Source organism: Williamsia muralis NBRC 105860, assembly GCF_001598915.1.
Classification (GTDB): Bacteria; Actinomycetota; Actinomycetes; order Mycobacteriales; family Mycobacteriaceae; genus Williamsia; species Williamsia muralis.
Map to the genome: position 1 here is coordinate 481,197 of NZ_BDAP01000002.1, position 14,721 is coordinate 495,917.

The 14,721-nt window shown below is 65.0% G+C and carries 15 protein-coding genes; 2 read left to right on the top strand and 13 right to left on the bottom strand.

Annotation, left to right across the window (positions count from 1 at the left end; all coding sequences use genetic code 11):
* Positions 1-7: 7 nt before the first annotated feature.
* The 8 genes from WIMU1_RS09115 to WIMU1_RS09150 all read right to left on the bottom strand — a co-directional run bounded on the left by WIMU1_RS09115 (position 8) and on the right by WIMU1_RS09150 (position 7,957).
* Positions 8-1,123 (bottom strand): DNA alkylation repair protein, encoded by a 1,116-nt coding sequence (locus tag WIMU1_RS09115; RefSeq protein ID WP_062796599.1) that lies wholly within the window; start codon positions 1,121-1,123, stop codon positions 8-10.
* 44 nt (positions 1,124-1,167) lie between these two features.
* Positions 1,168-3,045, bottom strand: coding sequence for a propionyl-CoA synthetase (locus tag WIMU1_RS09120; protein ID WP_062796601.1), 1,878 nt, complete (start codon positions 3,043-3,045; stop codon positions 1,168-1,170).
* 51 nt (positions 3,046-3,096) lie between these two features.
* Positions 3,097-3,972, bottom strand: a complete 876-nt coding sequence (locus tag WIMU1_RS09125) for a metal ABC transporter permease (protein WP_023954409.1) — start codon at positions 3,970-3,972, stop codon at positions 3,097-3,099.
* Positions 3,969-4,757 carry a metal ABC transporter ATP-binding protein gene (locus tag WIMU1_RS09130; RefSeq protein ID WP_051721135.1) on the bottom strand — a complete coding sequence of 263 codons (789 nt, stop codon included), beginning with the start codon at positions 4,755-4,757 and terminating at the stop codon, positions 3,969-3,971. Before WIMU1_RS09130 ends, WIMU1_RS09125 begins: the two co-directional genes overlap by 4 nt.
* Entirely contained in the window at positions 4,754-5,683 is a 930-nt protein-coding gene (locus tag WIMU1_RS09135) for a metal ABC transporter substrate-binding protein (protein ID WP_062796603.1), read from the bottom strand. The genes WIMU1_RS09130 and WIMU1_RS09135 overlap by 4 nt, the downstream gene beginning before the upstream one ends.
* Positions 5,684-5,738: 55 nt before the next feature.
* Positions 5,739-6,548: an alpha/beta fold hydrolase gene (locus WIMU1_RS09140; protein WP_062796605.1), complete on the bottom strand. Its 810-nt coding sequence runs from the start codon at positions 6,546-6,548 to the stop codon at positions 5,739-5,741.
* Positions 6,549-6,561: 13 nt separating this feature from the next.
* Positions 6,562-6,987, bottom strand: coding sequence for a hypothetical protein (locus WIMU1_RS09145; RefSeq protein ID WP_030165686.1), 426 nt, complete (start codon positions 6,985-6,987; stop codon positions 6,562-6,564).
* A 61-nt stretch (positions 6,988-7,048) separates the two neighbouring features.
* Positions 7,049-7,957, bottom strand: a complete 909-nt coding sequence (locus tag WIMU1_RS09150; protein WP_062796607.1) for a LysR family transcriptional regulator — start codon at positions 7,955-7,957, stop codon at positions 7,049-7,051.
* Between the two features lie 83 nt (positions 7,958-8,040).
* Here WIMU1_RS09150 and WIMU1_RS09155 point away from each other — a divergent pair, with 83 nt between their 5' ends.
* Positions 8,041-9,153, top strand: coding sequence for a TDT family transporter (locus tag WIMU1_RS09155; protein ID WP_084248120.1), 1,113 nt, complete (start codon positions 8,041-8,043; stop codon positions 9,151-9,153).
* Between the two features lie 127 nt (positions 9,154-9,280).
* On the opposite strand, the gene WIMU1_RS09160 is transcribed toward WIMU1_RS09155, so the two are convergent.
* From WIMU1_RS09160 to WIMU1_RS09175, 4 genes are all read right to left on the bottom strand, one after another.
* The gene (locus WIMU1_RS09160; protein ID WP_062797517.1) at positions 9,281-10,492 is read right to left on the bottom strand and encodes an HNH endonuclease; all 1,212 of its coding nucleotides are present in this window, start codon (positions 10,490-10,492) and stop codon (positions 9,281-9,283) included.
* Positions 10,493-10,804: 312 nt separating this feature from the next.
* A complete protein-coding gene (gene nadB / locus WIMU1_RS09165; protein ID WP_062796609.1) occupies positions 10,805-12,343 on the bottom strand; it encodes an L-aspartate oxidase in 1,539 nt (512 codons plus the stop codon).
* 18 nt (positions 12,344-12,361) lie between these two features.
* Complete coding sequence (locus tag WIMU1_RS09170) at positions 12,362-12,838, bottom strand: winged helix-turn-helix transcriptional regulator (RefSeq protein ID WP_062796611.1); 477 nt, start codon at positions 12,836-12,838, stop codon at positions 12,362-12,364.
* Positions 12,839-12,894: 56 nt separating this feature from the next.
* A complete protein-coding gene (locus WIMU1_RS09175) occupies positions 12,895-13,254 on the bottom strand; it encodes a VOC family protein (RefSeq protein ID WP_023954391.1) in 360 nt (119 codons plus the stop codon).
* Between the two features lie 61 nt (positions 13,255-13,315).
* Here WIMU1_RS09175 and WIMU1_RS09180 point away from each other — a divergent pair, with 61 nt between their 5' ends.
* Positions 13,316-13,975 (top strand): hypothetical protein, encoded by a 660-nt coding sequence (locus WIMU1_RS09180; protein WP_062796613.1) that lies wholly within the window; start codon positions 13,316-13,318, stop codon positions 13,973-13,975.
* Between the two features lie 12 nt (positions 13,976-13,987).
* On the opposite strand, the gene WIMU1_RS09185 is transcribed toward WIMU1_RS09180, so the two are convergent.
* Positions 13,988-14,656 (bottom strand): TetR/AcrR family transcriptional regulator, encoded by a 669-nt coding sequence (locus WIMU1_RS09185; protein WP_023954387.1) that lies wholly within the window; start codon positions 14,654-14,656, stop codon positions 13,988-13,990.
* Positions 14,657-14,721 lie beyond the last annotated feature (65 nt).

Below are 14,721 nucleotides of genomic sequence, written 5' to 3' on the forward strand. Positions count from 1 at the left end.
ACTATGGTCAGCGCAAGACAGTGGGATCGACGGCGCCGAGAAGATCGAATTCGGCAACACCCATGCGCCGGCCGTTCACCTGCACGGCCAGTTCATGGCGGCCGGGGTGGTACCGGCGGGTGGTGATGGGGGCAAACGAATGTGACTTGCTCAAACTTAGGTGTTCACCCGGTCTCATCGTCTTCGTGGCCAACTTGAACACCTTGTGGGTGATGGCGCCGTTGGCCTTGCGGAATCCGATGCTGTAGTCGACGACCACGTTCACCGGCGACTCGCCAGAATGCGCGAGAGTTACCGCGAACGTGAGCTTGTCCCCGGTGTCGACGGTTGGGTCGACGATCAGCTCGGTAAGGTCGAGACCGGTCGGCGCATCGAAGCCCAGCAGCGCCAGCGCGCCCGGGTCGCCTTTCTTCACCAGCGTCCGCAACGCGTGCCGCACCAGCTTGCCGGTGTTGGCGTCGGGCGCACTCTGCCAGCGTGCCGCAGTGGAGACCACCAGGTCGGGGTGGTGGCGGCTGAGGTCGTTGACGTGATTGGCCACGGACCGTCGAACGTACTCGCTGGGGTCGCGGTAGAGCGCATCGACGATCGGCAGGGTTGCCTCTGGATGCCGAAGCAATTCGGGTATCCGGCGTGCCCACGGCAGGTAATGCCGGGTTCCTTCGCTCGCGAGCCGCCGCACGTGGTGGTCCGGTGATTCCGCCCATGCGCGCGCCGCGGCAAGGGTGCGGTCGAGATCGGCCAGAAGCATGGTGCGCAAAGCGAACTCGGATGTGAGTCGGGGAGTGAGCTCGGCGAGCAACGCCAGCCCGATGTCGAAGGCTCCGGTTGTCCGTTGCGCGGTGGCACGCAAGGCCACCGCTTCGGTGATCGGCCAGACCATCCACCCGGTGCAGCCAGGCTGGTCGATGAGTTTGTTCACCGCACTGACGAACTCGGTGAACGGCTCGGGCAGATCACCGATCAGGGCATCGCGGACGAGGTCTGATCGGTTCTTGAGCGCCATGCCGTCGAACTCGGTGACGGTTGCCGACGTGCGGGCGGTGTCGTAGCCGGCGAGCATCAGGCACGTCGTCAAGCCCTCGACCGCGGAGGCGCCCAGGAGTTCGTCGGCGAATGGCATGGTGCAAATCTACGGGTGGCCACCGACACGTTCCGTGACCACGATCATTCGAGTTGGCTCTTCAGGGCCTCGAGAACAGCCGGGTCCTCGATTGTCGATGGCACCGTGAAGGATTCGTGGTCGGCGATCTGACGCATCGTCTTGCGCAGGATCTTGCCCGACCTCGTCTTGGGGAGCGCATTGACGACGGTGACATCGCGGAAGGTCGCGACTGCGCCGATCTGCTCACGCACCATGGCGACCAGTTCGGAACGGAGACTCTCCGGATCGATGTCGACCCCTTCTTTGAGAACCACATATCCGCTGGGCCGCTGACCCTTGAGTTCGTCCTGTATGCCGATCACCGCGCATTCGGCGACCGCCGGATGTGCCGCGACCACGGCCTCGATACTCCCCGTGGACAGCCGGTGGCCGGCGACATTGATCACGTCGTCGGAACGTCCGAGGACAAACACATAGCCGTCGGAGTCGATGTATCCCGAGTCGCCCGTGAGGTAGAAACCGGGGAATGCCTTGAGATACGAATCGTGGTAGCGCGCTTCGTCATTCCACAGACCGGAGAGAGTTCCGGGCGGAAGCGGGAGTTCGATGACGATGTTGCCTTCGCCGCCTGCCGGAACGATTTTCCCCTCGGCGTCGACAACCTGCACCCGGAAGCCCGGCACCGGCACGGTGGGCGACCCGGCCTTGAGTGGCATGGGTTCGAGGCCGCGGAGATTGGCCGCGATCGCCCAGCCGGTCTCGGTCTGCCACCAGTGGTCGACCACCGGGACGCCGAGCACCTTCGTCGACCACTCGTATGTGTCCGGATCGAGTCGTTCGCCGGCGGCGAAAAGTGTCCGAAGCGATGAGATGTCGTACTGCGCAATCAGCTTCGCATCCGGATCCTGCTTTCGGACGGCGCGGATGGCGGTGGGGGCGGTGAACAGCGCCCGCACGCCGTAGTCGTCGATGACCCGCCAAAAAGCGCCCGCGTCCGGCGTTCCCACCGGTTTGCCCTCGTACATCACGGACGTGGCGCCCGCGAGGAGCGGGCCGTAGACGATGTACGAATGGCCCACCACCCAGCCGACATCGGATGCCGTCCACCACACGTCGCCGGGGGCGATGTCGTAGATGTTGCGCATCGACCACGTCAGTGCCACGGCGTGGCCGCCGTTGTCGCGGACGACGCCTTTGGGTTTACCGGTGGTCCCGGAGGTGTAAAGGATGTAGAGCGGGTCGGTGGCCGCGACCGGAACAGGTTCTGCGGCAGGCGCTTCGGCAGTCAGATCATCCCAGTCGAACCAGCCGTCGTGGTCTGCCGCGCTCCCGGCGACCTGCTCGCGATTCTTGACGATCACCGTGCTGGGTGGGTGATCGGACAGCTCGAGTGCTGTGGTCACCATCGGCAGGTACTCCACAGTGCGCCCCGGCTCGAGTCCACCCGAGGCGGTGATGAGGGCAACCGGGCGGGCGTCGTCGATGCGGGTGGCGAGTTCTTTTCCGGCGAACCCACCGAACACCACCGAGTGCACGGCGCCGATCCGTGCGCAGGCCAGCATGGCGATGGCGGCCTCCGGGATCATCGGCATGTAGATGATGACGCGGTCACCGGCGGTGACGTCGCGGTCACGCAGGGCGCCTGCGAATGTGGCGACCTCGGCCAGCAGGTCGGAGTAGGAGAAGGTGCGTGAGACACCGGTCATCGCCGAATCCCAGATCAGGGCCGGCCGATCGCCGTGGCCGGCGTCCACATGCCGATCCAGCGCGTTGAAACTCGTGTTGAGGGTTGCTCCGGGAAACCACTGGTACTGCGTCTCGCTCCGTCGGCCGAGAGCGACGGTTGGTGCTGTGTACCATTCAACAGCCTTGGCCGCGTGAAGCCAGAACTCGTCTGGGTCGTCCACACTCTGCGCAAAAGCCTCCGCGTACAGCCCCATCACTCGCCATCCTCTCGCCGATCAGGACGGCCCTGAAGGGCCGGCCCTGCGTCAGGACGCCGCGAGAGCCGTGGAGCGTCGTCGCTGCGCCCGGTTGATCGCCTTGATCAACACGCCCTGGCGAGGTGCGAACAGATAGATGACCGCAAACGCCAGTCCCTGGGCGAGTACCACCATCGCGCCGGGTGCCACGTCCAGGTAGTACGCATAGTAGATCCCCAGGACTGCGCAGGAACAGGCCAAGATCGGGGCGATGATCAGCATCCGGTTGAAGCGATCAGTGAGCAGGTAAGCGGACGCACCCGGGATGATCAGCATCGCGACCACCAGAACAACGCCGACGATCTGGAGTGCCACAACACATGTGAGAGCGAGCAACCCGAGTAGCAGCGCACCGAGGCGACGAGGGGACAATCCGATCGCATGAGCGTGGGTGGGGTCGAAGGCGAACAGGGTGAGGTCTCGTCGTTTGAGTGTCAGGACCACCACGGCGACCACGGCCAGTCCGAGGATCTGCCACAGGTCTGATTGCGAGACCCCGAGAACGTTGCCGAAAAGGATGTGGTTGAGGTCGGTCTGACTCGGCGTGATCGAGATGAGTACCAGGCCCAGCGCGAAAAGTGTGCTGAAGACGATGCCGATCGCGGCGTCTTCCTTGACCCTGCTGGTGTCGCGGACCACGCCGATCAGCAGGACCGCACCGAGGCCGAAGATCAACGCACCCACCGCAAACGGCGCGCCGAAGATGTACGCGAGCACCACGCCGGGCAGAACCGCGTGGGACACGGCATCACCCATCAGCGACCAGCCGATCAGAACGATCCAGCAACTGATCATGGCGCACACCGCGGCCGCGACCGTGGTCGCGAGAAGCATGTTCACCATGAAGTCCTCGGCCAGAGGATCGAGCCACCAGTCGATGATCATGACCGCACCCCCCGTCCCAGCACGTCCATACCGAACGCAAGGGCAAGGCTCTCCGGCCGTAGTACGACGTCGGGCTCGTCGTGCATCAGGACCGTGCGCATCAGCAGTACCGCCTCGTCGCAGAAGGTCTCGAGCGAGCCGAGGTCGTGGGTGGAGATGAGGATCGTCTTTCCCTGTGAGGCCAGGGACGTCAGGAGAGCGATGATCGTGGCTTCAGACTTCTTGTCGACGCCTGCGAAGGGTTCGTCGAGCAGCAGGACGTCCGCCTCTTGGGCGATCCCACGGGCGACGAATGCCCGCTTGCGTTGTCCACCGGAGAGTCGCCCGATCTGACGGCCGGCCAACTCGGTCAGCTCGACCTGGGCGAGTGCATGGTCGACCGCTTCCTTGTCGGCGCGACGTGGCCTGCGGGTGAATCCCTGACGACCGTACCGCCCGGTCATCGCGACTTCGCGGACCGAGATGGGGAACGTCCAGTCGACGTCTTCGGACTGCGGGACGTAGGAGATGAGACCGTTGCTGCGCGCCTCTGCCGGTGTACCTCCGGCGATCTCGACCGATCCGGAGTCGGGTTTCACCAGCCCCATGATGGTCTTGAACAGTGTCGACTTGCCCGAACCGTTCATCCCGATCAGTCCGCAGATGCGCCCCGGCGCGATGTTGATGGAGACGTTGTCGAGGGCGTGTACGTCGCCGTAGAACACGCTGACCCCGTTGATCGCGATGGCGGGGGGCCCGTCGTGAGGGGTTCGGCCCGGCTGAGGCTGAGAAGGAAGTGTGGTCATTGGGATCCACCTCGGGTCAGTGCGTTGACGATCGTGTCGGAATCGTGGCGGATGAGGTCGAGATACGTCGGCACCGGGCCATCGGACTCGGACAGCGAGTCGACGTAGAGAACGCCCCCGAAGTCGGCGTCGGTGGCGCGCTCGACCTGGCGCATCACCGAATCACTCACGGTGGACTCGCAGAACACCGCGCGAATGTTGTTCGCGCGCACGAAGTCGATCGTGGACTGCAATTGCTTAGATGTGCCCTGCTGTTCGGCGTTCACTGGCCATACGTATTTCTCTTGCATACCGGTGTCACGGGCGAGGTATGAGAAGGCGCCTTCGCAGCTGACCAGCGCTCTGCTCTGCGGTGGCAGCTTGGCCAATTCGGAGACCATCCGGTCGTGGACCTCTTGCAACTGCGCCTTGTAGGTGACGGCATTCTGGCGGTACTCGGAAGCATGGTCGGGATCGAGTTCGGCGAGTGCCGATGCGATGTTGTCGGCGTACGTCTGGACGTTCAACGGGGACATCCAGGCGTGGGGGTTCGCGGTACCCGCTCCGGCGTCATCGCTGATGGGGATGGGCTCGACGCGCTTGCTGGCGACCACGTGTTCCACGTCGAGCCGGTCGACGAACTGCTCGAACCAGGCTTCCAGGTGCAGGCCGTTGTCGATGATGAGGTCCGCTTCCGCGGCCCGTCGCAGGTCGCCCGGTGTCGGTTCGTAGCCGTGGATCTCCGCGCCGGCCTTGGTCACGGACTCCACCCGGACTTCTGGCCCCGCGATGTTGGCGACGATGTCTTGAAGCACCGTGAACGTGGTCAGCACTGTCAGCCGACCGTCGTTGCGCTCGCGTTTGCCGACACACGCACTGAGGGCCAACACGCTCAGGGCGATGACGAACACCGAGGTCACCCGCAATACCCTGGACCGAGTTCGCATCCTCTCACCTTAGAGTTCGGGTACCCGAACTTTCAACTTCAACCGAGCGGCAGACTCACGCGTCCAGGAAGTCTGCGACCCCTTGCGGCCACTCGCGGAGCTGACCCGGGGTGTCGGCGACGCACAATTGCGCCCCCGGGATGACGGTTGCCAACCGACGTGCGGTGGACAGCGGATGGCCCGGGTCTCCTGACCACGCGAGCACCAGGGTGGGTACTCGCAGTGCACGCAGCTCCACGTCCGCCGGCAGATCCGACCGCGCGGCGCCCCGCAGGACCGATGGCAGCAGGGATTCGGGCACAGCGATCGGAGTTCGGGCGTCGGCAAGACCCGACAACACCGCAGGCGGTGGTCCTGCGGAAGCTGCTTCGTAGGCGGCCAGCCCGCTGCGTTCGATGAGGTCGGCGCCTGCCCGGTAGGCGACAACGTGTGCGGCCCGGACCTGCCCGGCGGTCGGTGGGGTGGTCAACACGAGGTGGTGGAACCGATGGGGTTCGGCGACCGCCGCCCACAACAGCGTGGCTGTCCCCATGGACGAGCCGATCCCGGCGACCGGCTCGTCGGGGCTCACCGAGTCGAGGAGGCCGAGCAGGTCACGGCCGAGGTTCGGCCAGGTGTATTGCTCCGGATCGGCACCGCCCGTCGATCGGCCGTGGCCGCGGGCGTCGTACCGGATCAGCCGGTGATCGCGGGTGACCGGCGACCAATCGAACATGCCGACGGTCTCCTGGGCGGTGGCGCTGGACGTCAGCCCATGCGCCCAGATCGCGGTCCGGCCGGACCTGGAGGCGTGGCCCTCCTCTGTCCAGGCGAGTTCGGCGTCCCCGATCGCGGTGGTGTGGATGGATGCAGGCGGGCCGCTCACCGGCAGGCCGCCGTTATTTTGACCGCACCTTCTCGCCGAGAGCGTCAACCATCAGTCCCACACCGATGCCCAGCATCCAGACATCCTTGGCTAGCGCGGTGCCCTGCTGCGTGGGGGCCAGGGTGCCCGGTTCCCGCATGCCGGGGGTGTTCAGGTAGAGGCCGAGGAGACTCGCCGAGAAGGCGGTCAGACCCGCGCCGGCAACGGCGGTGGGGACGATGGGGAGCAACAATGCTGCTCCGAGTGCGATCTCGCCGGTCGAGACAAACCGGATGAACGCAGGTGGGCTGAGCTTGGTTGCCAGTGGGTATGTCCCGGCGGTGAGGCCGTGGAGCTGTGTGGCGGTTTCCTCGTCGGCCTGTCGCTTGGCCAGACCCGAACTGAGGATGAATGCGCCGGTGGCGACCCGGGTGGGGATGTGGCGAACTTTGAACTTCATGATGGCTCCTTTCGGCAGCATCCACTGCCTCAGCCGATGGTATTGCCCGACGGCACCTCAGTCAGGGCGAAGCGGAAGACCGGGTGATCGCGAGGTCGACCAAATCCCTTGCTGGCCCGTGCAACCCGCGATTTCGATCCCATACTGCGCGCAACACCCGAGGCATTGCCACGCCGGACACCTCGATGCGGACCAACTTGCCGTCCGCCAGCTCGGGCGCGACGGACAGACTGGACAGCACGGCCGGTGCGTCGGAACTGAGGACCGCGGCCTTGACAGCAGCTACCGACGTCAGCTCGAGCAACGGATCCGCGGCCTCACCGAGCGCCGCCTCGAAGGTGACTCGTGTGCCCGAGCCGTGTTCACGTTGAACCAGCGGGGTGCGCATCAATTCGGCAGGAGAGATGGCGCGGCCGGCTCGCGCCCAGGGATGATCCGGCCGGGTGACCACCACCAGCTCGTCGTGCGCGACAGCCCGGTGATCCAGATGCGAATCGGTGTGTGGCCCTTCGACAAACCCCACGTCGACGGATCCTGCCAACACATCCCGGATGACATCGGCGGAGTTCATCGGCTGCACCCGTATCCGTGTCTCGGGGTGAAGGCGCCGCAGGGCCAGGGCCCAGGACGGAATCAGAATCTCGGCAACCGTCATCGAGGCCGCGACCGTGACCGTGGCGCGCTTGCTGCCCAGCAACGAGTCGATTCCAGCCGAGAACCGTTCCGCCGCGTCGAGCAGACCCGATGCCCACTCCAGGACTGCGACGCCTTCGGGCGTCAGCTCGGTGCCCGACGGCGACCTGCGGAAGAGCACCACACCCAGTTCGCGTTCCACGGCATGGACGCGTGCGCTGATTGCCTGCTGGCTGAGGTTCTGTTCGCGGGCGGCGGCGCTCATACTGCCTTGCCGTGCCACTGACACGACAACGTCGAGGGCGGAGAGGTCGGGGACTCGGGCGGGCAACACCATCTGTCGAGGCTACAAGCCTGACTTGTACCCGGACAACAACAAGCCCTCTACCTGTCTCGACGAGACGAGGTGACCATGAATCCATGACGCCGAACTGGTTCTCTGCAGTGATGGGCACGGGCATCGTGGCCACGTCGGGTGTGGCGTTGCATTCGGCCTGGCCGGCGATGGGAGTTCTCACCACCTCTTTCTGGGTGATCGCGCTGGGCGGGCTGGTGGTCGCGTCGTGCCTGTTCCTCGGCAAGGGGCCTGCCGATCACGCCGCGGACCCCGGTATGGCTCACTTCTACGGCGCCCCAGCCATGGCCCTGCTCACGGTCGGGGCCGGGACGGTCGAGCTCGGACCGCAGTTCGTCGGTGACTCAGCCGCAGTGTGGGTCGGCGGTGCGTTGTGGGCGGTGGGTACCGCCGCGGGCGTGTTCACAACCGTGTGGGTTCCATTTCGGACGATCACCGGTACGCAGAGTTCGGCGGACGGTGCCATGCCGAGTTGGTTGATGCCGGTGGTTCCGCCGATGGTGTCGGCAGCCACCGGCCCGTTGCTTCTCCCGCACCTGCCGCCCGGCGACATCCGATCAGGACTTCTCGCAATGTGTTACGCGCTGTTCGGGCTGACCTTGATTGTCGGGTTCTTGACGATGACGATGGTCTACTCACGTCTCATCCATCGCGGACTGCCGTCTGTGCAGGTTGCACCGACGGTATGGATCATGCTCGGGATGATCGGCCAATCCATCGCAGCCGCAGTGTTACTCGGGTCGAGTGCCCACCTCGTGTTCGACGGCGAGCAGGCCTCGATCGCAAACGGCCTGCGCGTCTTCGGCATCGGCTACGGATTGGTCATGTCGGGGTTTGCAGGATTCGTCTTTGTCCTCGCGGCGCTGATCACCGTGCACAACGTCCGACGGGGACTGACCTTCACGCCCACCTGGTGGAGCTTCACCTTTCCGATCGGCACGTGCGTGACCGGTTCGGCATCACTTGCCGTTGCGGTGGGGTCGACACCCTTGCGCGTCATTGCTGCAGCGTTGTTCGCGCTACTGCTGATCACGTGGGTTGTGGTGGCGGGATGGAGTTCGGTCTACCTGCGAAGAACAACCATCCAGCGACAGCACTTTTCACGTCTCGAAGTCGCCAACGCATGTGGCCCTGATCGTGCTCCTGAGCCGGCCCGTGTTGGTAGGGCTGTCGCCTGACCTGTGCCAGTCGGGCAGGCGACAGCCCCTGAACGCGGTTTCACACTATGGAGTTGTCAGGGTGCGTCCGCGGTCCCGTCGTTGTGTCGGGTGCGGTGTTTCGCGGTGCGGTGCTGGTTTGTGTGAGTCAGGCTGCGTGGGTGAGGGTTCGGCGGTTGTAGGCCGGTAGTGGTTGTCGGGTGGGGTCGATGTCGGCGGGTGGGATGAGCCAGGGATGTCCGTCGGTGCCCATGACGATGTCCCAGTCGGTGTGGTGCACGGCCCGATGGCACGTCCGGCACAGCAGGCACCCATTGCGCAGGGTGGTGGGTCCGCCGTCGGCCCAGTGCACGATGTGGTGGCAGTCTGACCAGGTCGCTGGTGCCCCGCATTTGATGCAGCAGGTATCGCGAAGCAGGATCGCTTTGCGCACTGGCCCGGTGAACAAACGCTTTGGTGGGCTCAAATCGATCGGCACCTGCTGCCCGTCCAGGGTGATCGAGGTGATCACCGCATCACACGCGGCTGCTGCCGCGGTGGCTTCGGTGACCGGACCCATCCACCGCAACACCGCCCGGTCGGGATGATCCGCCGGAACGGTCACGGCCACTTCCGTTCTCGGCGCCGACACCACACCCTGCTCACCACCACAATCGAGGAGTTGGTGCAGGGCGTCAGCTCGCCGTTGCGACGGCGTGCGAGTATCTGCGCTGCCATCGGGTTCAGGTCGGGGTCTGGACCATACGTCGAGCGCGGACATCATCCTTTCCCCGGTCACCGCATCCACATCAAACCTGCCCGACAATCGGCCATCGCTGGTGATGACGTAGTCCAGAGTGTTCAACGAAACGTCTTCGGCGGCCGGCACCCCACCAGACACCTCGGCGACCTCGTTACCTATCGCCCGGGCGATCCGGCCGATCTCGGCGGGTGGTGCACCAGAGATCGAATGAGCCAGGAGTGTTCCCTCGATCTCACACCGGAAGTCGCCGCTCATCACACCCACGAAGCGGCCGCGCACATGACTGATACCCCGAACTATTGCATCGACGTGCTCGGCCGAGAGAAACCCGTCCCGAAAGTATCCGGCTGTACGCTCCAACCCCGCCAACCCGGTGCCGATGCGTAGCCATCGTGCCGCCACTGCTGGGGCGGCACCGTTGGCCTGCACCACCTTCGACGTTGTCGAACCCAGACGCTTGGCCACGCCGAGGCGGTCGATGATCGCCGCACCGGCCGCCAACCGCGCATCGACAGCATTACGCAGGGTGATCAGGTCTTTCACCACCGCCACCACCCCGGCCGGATCATCCGGAAACTCCACCCCGATGACTTCATCAACCAGATCAACAACAGCCATCACCACACCCCCTCCAAGACAACAACATTGAGATAACAACATTGGGACAGCCGATCACAATGGTGGCGTAGTCACACGTATCTCAGAGTCAGGTCTAGCGGACGATCAGCGTGCAATCAGTCTACGCGGTTCGAACACACATTCGATAGTCATCCGTTTGGATGAAGCCGGCCGGGAACCCGCGCACAGGCGAGAACGTCAAAATCGGGAAGACGATGAGCATCTACGAAAACTGAAGCAGGAGAGCCTTTATGAACAGACTGAGGAGCCAAAGCGCTGTACATCCACCTGGCAATCGGCGGGTCGCGTGTGTCAACCCGCGATGGGCGCAGAGGCCTCGGGGTAGTCCACCCGATGATGGCAACCCCGCGACTCTTTTCGGGCCAAAGCGCCGGCGACCACCAATCGTGCTGTGGCGGTCAGGGCAGCATCTTCGTGGTCGGCACCATCCAGCAGTGGCCGACGCGGCACCGCGTCGAGGTGGTCGGCGAGAGCCATCAGCCCTGAATGGTCGCGAGATAGAGCCGCGCTCGCGGACATTCGGTCCTGGAGGTCTCGACGTGGGGCGACAGGTGCGTCGAGCTCGGTCGCGACGTCCGGTCGCGAAGCGTCTGGGTGTCCGGCTCGGCCGGCGGCTGCCCGCGCGACCCGCAGTCCCATCACCAGTCCTTCGAGCAAACTGTTGGACGCCAATCGATTTGCACCATGCAGGCCTGTCCGGGCGACTTCACCTGCGGCAAACAACCCAGGAACGGTGGTGGCACCCTCGGTATCGGTGACAACACCTCCACAGAGATAGTGAGCGCCCGGCACCACCGGGATGAGGTCGGTGGTGGGGTCGATGCCGATTGCTGCGACACCGGCGGTGACCGTGGGGAAGCGGCGGCCGAAGTCCGCGATGTGACGGGCGTCGAGGTAGACGCAGCGGTGGCCGGTGCGCGCCATGGCGGCACCGACGGCATTGGCGACCACGTCGCGCGGAGCGAGATCGCCGAGGGGGTGTACGCCTTCGGTGACCGAATTGCCTTCGCTGTCAACGAGTTTTGCGCCCTCGCCGCGTAGGGCCTCGGTGATGAGTGTGCGCCTGCCGCGCTGGCCGGGGCGGTACAGCATCGTGGGATGGAATTGGATGAACTCCATGTCCGAGACCGCCGCACCAGCCCTGTGCGCCAGGGCGATGCCGTCACCCGTCGAACCGAGTGGGTTGGTGGTGGCCGCATAGAGGTGCCCGACCCCGCCGGTCGCGAGAATCACTGTGGGCGCCAAAATGTCTCGGAAGGAGCCACCGGAGCGTCCGACGCGCACCCCGACCGCTGTGCCGTGCTGGTCCTGCAGGATCTGCTGGGCATACGATTCGTCGAGCACGGTGATGGTGGGTTGGGCGAGTGCGCGCACCGCCAGGGACCGTTGCACCTGCGCTCCGGTGGCGTCGCCGCCGGCGTGAATGATCCGACGAACGCTGTGTCCACCTTCTCGTGTCCGCAGGAAGCGCCCGTCGTCCCCGATGTCGAAGTGCGCGCCCCAGCTGACCAAGGCCGAGACCGCGGCGTGGCCCTCCGAGAGGATGGACTCTGTGGCTACAGGGTCGGTGAGACCGGCACCCGCGACCACGGTGTCGCGGGTGTGCAGTGCGACCGAGTCCTCCGCGTTGCTGGGCTCCACCACGGCGATGCCACCCTGCGCGAAGTAGGTGGCGGTGTTGGGTGCCGGATCGTCGGGACGCCAGCCGCTGCCCTTGTTGAGAACGATCACCGCGAGCCCGGTTTCGGCGGCTCGAACGGCCGCGGTGAGGCCTGCGACACCCGCACCGACCACCACGAGATCAGCACGCAGCGCAGCGTCGGCAACCATGGCTGAGGAGTCTATCCGTCAGCGTTTGACCAGCGATATCCGCAAGTCGTCGAGGGGGACCTCGGTGCCGTCAGGCGTGGTCAGTCCCACGTGCACGGGCTCACCCGTCACGTTGGATTGCAGCTGCAGCGGCTTGCCCTTGGGCTGGAAATACTTGTCTCCCCACTGCATGAGTCCGAACAGCACGGGAACCAGGTCGGTGCCCATCTCGGTGAGCCGGTACTCGTAACGCGTGCGTTGACCAGGTTCCTGATACGGCGACTTCTCCAGTAGGCCTGCTTCGACAAGTGCTTTGAGTCGCGCGGATGCGACTGCGTCGCTGACTCCGACCCGCCGCGCGAATCCGTCGAAACGAGTCGTGCCGTACATGGCCTCGCGCATGATCAGCAATGCAGTCCTGGTCCCGACCACCTCGAGGGCACGGACTATCGAGCACCGGTCGCCCGGCGTCCACCGATCGAGGTCGGCCAACTTCTCGTCGAGAACTGCAACCATGGCAGCAACTATACGCGGCCTGACTTCGTCAGACAGCAGTCAGAAGGAAGCCTCGGTTACTCCAGGACAAGGCAGAACGGGTGACCCACCGGGTCGAGGTACACCCGGAAACCGGGATGTTCCTGACCCTCGACCTTGCGCGCTCCGAGGTCGAGTATCTGTGGTTCGGCCGACTCGAAGTCGTCGACCTGGATGTCGAGATGGAACTGCTGACTGCCGTTGGGGTCGGGAAACTTCGGGGGGACATAGCTGGTTGATGGTTGAAATGTCAGTTTCGCTTTACCCAAACCACAATCCAGCGTGACCCATTCGGGATCGCTTGTATCCAGCTCGCCACCGAGAACTTGCTGGTAGAACTGCGCAAGCCCGACCGGATCCGGTCCGTCGAGGGCAATGGCATTAACGAAACCGATCATCAAAACTCCCAACTCGTGTGTCGGACTCGCCACCGCATCGCGATGAGGCCAAGATGTAGCGGTGGCGACCGAATTCGACCTGTGCTGGTCCACGGTAATCGCTGCCTCCGACACGTATGAAGCGTTTGCGCACGCGCCGGAGAACGGCTGGGTTCAACGATGCCGCCTGGGGCTCGGTCACGACGGGACGCACGGCAGTGACGGGGGAGGCGAGCCGCCCGATGCGCGGCGGACCTGGGTGCTGTGGCTCGACGGCCAGCCCGGCCAGCGTCTGGCGGAGCTCGAGAGCTGTGTGGCATCCGACGGAGTTCACGGAGGCAGTTGCGTTCTGTTCGCCGACCACGGTGGACCCCACCGATTCGCCCCACCCTCGAAGATGCGTGGCTTCGGGGCACCGTACCGGCCGGAGCCGCAAATCAGCCGGAACGGTTCCCGCAACGGCACCCTCGTCACCGTCAGTGATGTCGCGTCTCGCGAAATGGCAGCAGAGGCCCCACCTCGTCGACACCGCGAACCTGACCCGGAGCAGGTGGAGACGGCGGACTCGCCCCGGGACCCCGCGTCGGGCGGAGTGAGTCCGGCCGGTGATCAACCGGAGTCGGACCGGGAAGCCGGCCACTCGCGTACGCCCACGGTCGACGAAGCGCTACTCGTGGTCGCGGATGCCCTGACCGATCTGGCGCGCGCGTTGCGTCATCGCCCTGCCGAACCCCAACGGTGAAACTCGGGACAGTTACTCACCGGGCCGGGCATCGAGCCTCGACCGCGCCATATCCGACGCGCTTTCGCCGAGCGACAACCAGATTGCGGCGATGTCGTCGATCAACTGATCGCGCTCGACCGGAAGGTCGCCGTTGACCCACGACAAGATCGTCTGTGCGGTACCGCCGATGACAAACGCCGGGGCCGTGAAGGCCAAAGAGTCCTGTTCCAGTTCGACGTCGTGGATACGCCGTGCATGGTCCACGAGGATGGCCGTCAAACCACCGATGGCAGCCCGTCGCGTGTCCTCCTGACCTGCGGAAGTCGGTACGCCGCCGAGTAGGACAAGCGCCTTGCGCCGATCGGTGCCCAGGACGTCGACCAATGCGCTCACAGTGTTCTTGGCCTGCACCTCCAGAGGCGAGTCGAGTGTCGCGAGATACGCCGCAACGGCCGCACCACCGACGTCGGCGGCGACGCTGTCGATGACAGCGTCGGCGAGCCGGTCGAGGTCGTCGAAACTCTCGTAGAAGTACCGCTTGTTCAGTCGGGCCTGAACACACAGGCTGGCGACGGTGGCAGACCGCCAGCGATTCTCGGCCATCTCTGTCAGAGCCGCGTCGATGAGACCGGACCGGCGCTTCTCGACACGTGCAGATGCGGAAGCGCCCCCGTAGTTCCGCGTGCTGCCGCTAGTCACGCCCACAGTTTTGCATCTTCGTCCGCCAAAGGTCTTGATTGCCCACGTCTATCTGGTACCGTCCC

Coding starts and splice junctions, on each gene's coding strand:
- WIMU1_RS09115 (WP_062796599.1), bottom strand. CDS start 1,123: ATGCCATTCGCCGACGAACTCCTGGGCGCCTCCGCGGTCGAGGGCTTG.
- WIMU1_RS09120 (WP_062796601.1), bottom strand. CDS start 3,045: ATGGGGCTGTACGCGGAGGCTTTTGCGCAGAGTGTGGACGACCCAGAC.
- WIMU1_RS09125 (WP_023954409.1), bottom strand. CDS start 3,972: ATGATCATCGACTGGTGGCTCGATCCTCTGGCCGAGGACTTCATGGTG.
- WIMU1_RS09130 (WP_051721135.1), bottom strand. CDS start 4,757: ATGACCACACTTCCTTCTCAGCCTCAGCCGGGCCGAACCCCTCACGAC.
- WIMU1_RS09135 (WP_062796603.1), bottom strand. CDS start 5,683: ATGCGAACTCGGTCCAGGGTATTGCGGGTGACCTCGGTGTTCGTCATC.
- WIMU1_RS09145 (WP_030165686.1), bottom strand. CDS start 6,987: ATGAAGTTCAAAGTTCGCCACATCCCCACCCGGGTCGCCACCGGCGCA.
- WIMU1_RS09150 (WP_062796607.1), bottom strand. CDS start 7,957: ATGGTGTTGCCCGCCCGAGTCCCCGACCTCTCCGCCCTCGACGTTGTC.
- WIMU1_RS09155 (WP_084248120.1), top strand. CDS start 8,041: ATGACGCCGAACTGGTTCTCTGCAGTGATGGGCACGGGCATCGTGGCC.
- WIMU1_RS09160 (WP_062797517.1), bottom strand. CDS start 10,492: ATGGCTGTTGTTGATCTGGTTGATGAAGTCATCGGGGTGGAGTTTCCG.
- nadB (WP_062796609.1), bottom strand. CDS start 12,343: ATGGTTGCCGACGCTGCGCTGCGTGCTGATCTCGTGGTGGTCGGTGCG.
- WIMU1_RS09170 (WP_062796611.1), bottom strand. CDS start 12,838: ATGGTTGCAGTTCTCGACGAGAAGTTGGCCGACCTCGATCGGTGGACG.
- WIMU1_RS09175 (WP_023954391.1), bottom strand. CDS start 13,254: ATGATCGGTTTCGTTAATGCCATTGCCCTCGACGGACCGGATCCGGTC.